6 protein-coding genes are annotated in these 3476 nt (G+C 70.8%); all 6 read right to left on the reverse strand.

Annotated features, from left to right (window positions below; genetic code table 11):
* Positions 1 to 257 precede the first annotated feature (257 nt).
* Complete coding sequence (locus tag G6018_RS04700; RefSeq protein ID WP_107747298.1) at positions 258 to 425, reverse strand: DUF3117 domain-containing protein; 168 nt, start codon at positions 423 to 425, stop codon at positions 258 to 260.
* Between the two features lie 91 nt (positions 426 to 516).
* Complete coding sequence (locus G6018_RS04705) at positions 517 to 867, reverse strand: DivIVA domain-containing protein (protein ID WP_179525592.1); 351 nt, start codon at positions 865 to 867, stop codon at positions 517 to 519.
* Positions 868 to 941: 74 nt separating this feature from the next.
* Positions 942 to 1754: a dihydropteroate synthase gene (gene folP, locus G6018_RS04710; protein ID WP_182610291.1), complete on the reverse strand. Its 813-nt coding sequence runs from the start codon at positions 1752 to 1754 to the stop codon at positions 942 to 944.
* A gap of 68 nt (positions 1755 to 1822) precedes the next feature.
* Positions 1823 to 2377, reverse strand: coding sequence for a TIGR00730 family Rossman fold protein (locus G6018_RS04715; protein WP_182610290.1), 555 nt, complete (start codon positions 2375 to 2377; stop codon positions 1823 to 1825).
* Positions 2377 to 3177 carry a TIGR00730 family Rossman fold protein gene (locus tag G6018_RS04720; protein ID WP_179525595.1) on the reverse strand — a complete coding sequence of 267 codons (801 nt, stop codon included), beginning with the start codon at positions 3175 to 3177 and terminating at the stop codon, positions 2377 to 2379. The genes G6018_RS04715 and G6018_RS04720 overlap by 1 nt, the downstream gene beginning before the upstream one ends.
* 112 nt (positions 3178 to 3289) lie before the next feature.
* On the reverse strand, positions 3290 to 3476 hold a 187-nt coding region (locus G6018_RS04725), incomplete at its 5' end, for a M20/M25/M40 family metallo-hydrolase (protein WP_347237798.1).

Raw genomic sequence — 3476 nt, forward strand, 5'->3', positions numbered from 1 at the left:
CGATCTCGACCTCCACCACCGGCCGGCCGTCGACCGCGCTCGTCCGCGCCTCCACGGCGCGGCCGCGGAGGGGTCGGCCCTCCTCCGGGGCCCGGGTGACCAGCGACCATCCGGTGGCGGGGTCCGATCCGCGAGCTACGCGAACGGTGGGGAGTGGACGCGAGGGGACCTCGGACATCGGGAGAACCTTCCGTGGAACCGAATCGACGCACCCGCCGCGTGGGCCGGGTGCGTCGATTCGCCAGCGCAGGGGACGATCAGGAGATGGCCTGGGTCAACTCCGCGCCGAGCGACTTCGCCTCGTCGGGGGTCAACTCCACGACGAGGCGTCCGCCACCCTCGAGAGGGACGCGCATGACGATCCCGCGGCCCTCCTTGGCCGCTTCCATCGGTCCGTCACCGGTCCTGGGCTTCATAGCCGCCATCGGGTCGATTCCCTTCGTCCTTGGCAGTGGGCCGCGTCCTGTGAGGACGGCCGGGCCCACGTGCGGTATCGCTGAGTGGATGTTGCCGATTCTAGCGCGTCACACCGTGCCCGGACGCGGGAGCGCGTTCTGGGTCCGCCCCGTCGGAGGACTCCCCGACGTTTCCCTCCCCGGCGAGTCGCGCGCGGAGCCTGTCGATCTCCGTCGCCGCCTCCTCGAGCGCCCAGTCGACCTCCGACATCGTGTACCCCCGCGCGGACATCCCGAATCGGACCGATCGCAGATCGTCGCCGGTGAGCGGCCCTTCGGGCAGCATCGTGACCGTGTGTCCCCGCGCCACCGCCGGCAGCGGTTCCGAACGGCCGAAGACCACGATCGACAGGGCGTAGAGCGCCGCCGCCACGATCAGGGTGACCACCACATAGATGACGATGGTGAGCATGCGCGGGAGCCTCTCTCTGGTCCGGGCCGGGCCTCCAGTCTGGCACACGCCTCGCGGCGGTGGACCCGCCCGAGTCAGGCGAGCCCGCGGACCGTTCGCGCAGGTGGGCGGGTTCCCAAGATGGAGGCCACCATCTCCACCGAGCGGCGCGTCGCACGCACGTCGTGGGTGCGGAACACGCGGGCGCCCATCATCGCCGCGACGGAGGTCGCCGCCAGGGTGCCCTCGGCGCGGTCGTCGATTCCCGCGTCCAGGGTCTCGCCGATGAAGTCCTTGTTGCTCAGCGCCATCAGGACGGGATGACCGAGGGCCACGATCTCGTCCATCCGCCGCAGGAGCTCGAGACCGTGGAAGGTGTTCTTGCCGAAGTCGTGGGTGGGGTCGACCAGTATCCCGTCCTCGGGGACCCCGGCGGCGAGGGCCCGTTCGGCGGCAGCGGACAGTTCCGAGACCACGTCGAGGACGACGTCGGGGTATCCCACCCGGAAGGGCCGGGTGCGCGGGACCGCACCCCCGGTGTGGGAGCACACGAACCCCGCCCCCGCCTCGCCGGCGGCGGTCAGCACCTCGGGATCGTGCCCCGCCCAGGTGTCGTTGACCAGATCGGCGCCGGCGGACAGGGCGCTGCGGGCGACCGAGCCGCGCCAGGTGTCCACGGAGATGACCACGCCCGGGTGTCTGTCCCGGACCGCCTCGATGAAGGGCACCACCCGCCGGAGCTCCTCCCGGGCGTCCACCAGCTCGCCGGGACCGGCCTTGACCCCACCGATGTCGAGGATGTCCGCGCCGTCCTCCACGCACCGGTCGACCCGGTGCATCGCCGCCACGTCGGTGAAGCACGCTCCACGGTCGTAGAAGGAGTCCGGCGTGCGGTTGACGATCGCCATCACCAGAGGTCGGTCCACCGGGACGGGGCGCCCGCAGAGCGTGGGAGGCGGCGTCGCGCCCGGTGGCGTCACCGCCGGCCTCCGCAGGCGTCGAGCGCCGCCTCCAGGTCGTCACACACCACGAGGCTGTCGAACGCCTGCGGCTTGACCAGCCCGGACTCGACGAGCCCGCCGACCCAGTCCAACAGCGGTCGGTAGAAGCCGATCGGGTCGTAGAGCACGACCGGCTTGTGATGGAACCCGAGCGAGGCGGACGTCCACACCTCGAACATCTCCTCCATCGTGCCGATCCCCCCGGGCAGGGTGAGGAACGCGTCCGAGCGCTCCTCCATCTCGCGTTTGCGTTCCCTCATCGTGGTGACCACCACCAGCTCGTCCGCAGCGGTGTCGGCCACCTCACGCACCCGCAGCCCCTCGGGGATGACGCCGACGGTCCGGGCTCCGCCGTCCCGCGCCGCCTCGGCGACCGCGCCCATCATGGACACGTTGCCGCCACCGGAGACCAGAGACCATCCACGACGGGCGATCCCGTTGCCGACCTCGGTGGCGATCTGCAGCAGCCCGGGGTCGTGGGTCGAGGAGGCGCAGTAGATGCAGACCCGACGGCCGGGAACCGGTGCCATCAACGCTCGACCCCCCGGTGTTCCTCGCCGTACAGGTCTTCACGCTGTTCGGCGGTCAGCGCGGCCCGGTGGTGCGCCTCGCGGATGTACTCCACCGTCTCGGCCACGGAGTCGGTGACCAGGAACAGGTCGAGGTCGGACGCCGAGATCATCCCCTGCTCGACCAGGGTTCCCCGGATCCAGTCCACCAGTGGGGTCCAGAAATCCACTCCCAGCAGGACGATCGGGAACCGGGTGATCTTGTCGGTCTGGACCAGGGTGATGGCCTCGAAGAACTCGTCCAGGGTGCCGAAGCCGCCCGGGGTACAGACGAACGCCTGCGTGTATTTGACGAACATCGTCTTGCGGACGAAGAAGTAGCGGAAGTGCAGCCCCAGGTCCACCCAGCGGTTGATCCCCTGTTCCATGGGCAGCTCGATCCCCAGGCCCACGGACTCACCGTCCGCCTCCCACGCGCCCTTGTTGGCCGCCTCCATCTGACCCGGTCCGCCGCCCGTGACCACCGCGTAACCCGCCTCCGCGAGCGCCCGCCCCAGCTCCACCGCCTGTTCGTAGGCGGGATCACCCGGGCGGGTCCGCGCGGACCCGAATACGCTCACCGCGTCGGGCAGCTCCGCGAGCGCGCCGAACCCGTTGACGAACTCGCTCTGGATGCGCAGGACCCGCCACGGGTCGGTGTGCAACCAGTCGGTGTCCTGGTTGGTGTCCAACAGCCGTTGGTCGGTGGTCGTGCGATCGCCGCCCTTGTCCCGTCGCAGGAGGAGCGGGCCGCGCAGGTGTACTGAATCGTTCGGTGCCATCAGGGGTGGTCTCCTACTGGGGTGGGGTCCGGGCTCGTGATGTCCGGGCTCGCGGGGTCCGGGGTCGTATCAGGTCCGGGCCGTGTCGGGCGCGGGTCGTGTCGGGTCGGGGTCAGCCGGAGGTGGTGAGGTAGGCGCGGAGCACCTCGGCCACCTCGGTGATCTGGGTGGCCGGGCAGTGCTCGTCCCGTGTGTGCGCCAGGCCGGGGTCGCCCGGACCCAGATTGACGGCCGGGACGCCCAGGGCGGCGAACCGTGACACGTCGGTCCATCCGTACTTGGCCCGCACCCGTCCGCCC

This window comes from Dietzia sp. DQ11-44, assembly GCF_014145205.1.
In the GTDB taxonomy this organism is placed as follows: domain Bacteria; phylum Actinomycetota; class Actinomycetes; order Mycobacteriales; family Mycobacteriaceae; genus Dietzia; species Dietzia natronolimnaea.

Bases quoted from the DNA above. Each gene is read 5' to 3' on its own strand.
- G6018_RS04700 (WP_107747298.1), bottom strand. From the start codon at position 425: ATGGCGGCTATGAAGCCCAGGACCGGTGACGGACCGATGGAAGCGGCC.
- G6018_RS04705 (WP_179525592.1), bottom strand. From the start codon at position 867: ATGCTCACCATCGTCATCTATGTGGTGGTCACCCTGATCGTGGCGGCG.
- G6018_RS04720 (WP_179525595.1), bottom strand. From the start codon at position 3,177: ATGGCACCGAACGATTCAGTACACCTGCGCGGCCCGCTCCTCCTGCGA.
- G6018_RS04715 (WP_182610290.1), bottom strand. From the start codon at position 2,377: ATGGCACCGGTTCCCGGCCGTCGGGTCTGCATCTACTGCGCCTCCTCG.
- folP (WP_182610291.1), bottom strand. From the start codon at position 1,754: ATGGCGATCGTCAACCGCACGCCGGACTCCTTCTACGACCGTGGAGCG.